Here is a 490-nt window from a genome sequence, read left to right as displayed (position 1 = left end):
CCATATACGGTGCAGGCGTCGAGTAGGGAGTGAGTCCAAAAAATCGCGAGAATCGCAATGAACCATTGCTTGGATATTGGACGATAGCTTGGGCGAAAGTGCAGTATTAACCATGTTAGTAGGGGCGCCACAGCGATCTGGATAATCAGACTGTGGCTAAAGCTTCTATGATAGGTAAAGTCTTCAACTTGGCCCCCAAAAGGAATAAGTACGTCAAGGTCTGGCAAAGTCCCCAGAATTGCCCCGATAATTGGAGCTGTACGGCCGATATGTTTACCTAATAATGTATGGCCAACAGTGGCGCCTAGTGCTGCTTGGGTTAGTGAGTCCATGTTTGTCTTCTTTCACATCTATATATTTTACTTATCTACTGTTTACGACTCCCATGATACACCTAGATGACCAAATATAGATCACATAATATGTGATCCAAATACTAAACATTGACGTAATACCTAGTGTTGTTCATAAAAACTGTTGATGAGAGATT

General features: G+C 42.4%; 1 protein-coding gene. It reads right to left on the bottom strand.

The window, feature by feature from the left end; genetic code table 11:
- The coding region (locus tag A3766_RS06065; RefSeq protein ID WP_197479370.1) for a metal-dependent hydrolase at positions 1–332 on the bottom strand (332 nt) is incomplete at its 3' end.
- Positions 333–490 lie beyond the last annotated feature (158 nt).

The organism is Oleiphilus sp. HI0132, assembly GCF_001635845.1.
Note: the sequence above shows the minus strand (reverse complement) of the source record. Positions and strands in the feature narration are given on the sequence as shown.